The 884-nt window shown below is 68.0% G+C and carries 1 protein-coding gene; it reads left to right on the top strand.

What is annotated here, in order from left to right:
• The coding region (locus tag A5702_RS14450; RefSeq protein ID WP_156669631.1) for a glycosyltransferase at positions 1 to 884 on the top strand (884 nt) is incomplete at both ends.

Raw genomic sequence — 884 nt, 5'->3', positions numbered from 1 at the left:
AAGTTTGCCCTGGCCTGCTATGGAACTCGAGGCGACATCGAGCCTTCCGTCGTCGTCGGTCGCGAACTCCTGCGCAGGGGCCATGACGTGCGGATGGCGGTGCCGCCCGACCTGATCGGCTTCGCCGAGGCGGCCGGTCTCCCGGCGGCCGCGTATGGGCTAGAGACCCAGCTGTGGCTGGACGTGTACCGCAACTTCTGGACGTCTTTCTTCGGCGCGTTCTGGAAGGTCCGGGAGCTGCGCGGGTTGTGGCGCGAGATGTGGGACCTCAGCGACCAATGCTGGGGCCACATGACGACGACGCTGACGTCGCTGGCCGACGGGGCCGACCTGTTGCTGGTCGGGCAGAGTTACCAGGAGCCCGCCGCCAACGTCGCCGAGTACTACGACATCCCGTTGGCCACGCTGCACCACGCCCCGATGCGGCCCAACGGCCAGCTGGTCTCGATCCTGCCGCCCCCGTTGGGTCGGTCGGCCATGATGGCGTTCGACTGGTTGGCCTGGCGCCTGAACAAGAAGCCCGAGGATGCGCAGCGGCGCGAACTCGGCCTGCCGAAGGCGAAGGGTCCCTCGCCGGCGACCCGTCCGGCGCCCCGCCGGATCGCCCAACGCCGATCCCTGGAAATCCAGGGCTACGACGACGTGTGCTTTCCCGGGCTGGCGCGGGAATGGTCGAAATGGGACGGCCGCCGGCCCTTTGTCGGCGCCCTGACCATGGAGATGACGACCGACACCGACGATGAGGTCGCCTCGTGGATAGCCGCGGGAACACCGCCGATTTGCTTCGCCAGCGGCAGCATCCCGGTCGAATCCCCCACCGAGATGGTCGAGATGATCAGCACCGCCTGCACCCAATTGGGCGAACGCGCACTGATCTGCGCCGG

The organism is Mycobacterium sp. E3339, from assembly GCF_001666915.1.
Classification (GTDB): Bacteria; Actinomycetota; Actinomycetes; order Mycobacteriales; family Mycobacteriaceae; genus Mycobacterium.
Note: the sequence above shows the minus strand (reverse complement) of the source record. Positions and strands in the feature narration are given on the sequence as shown.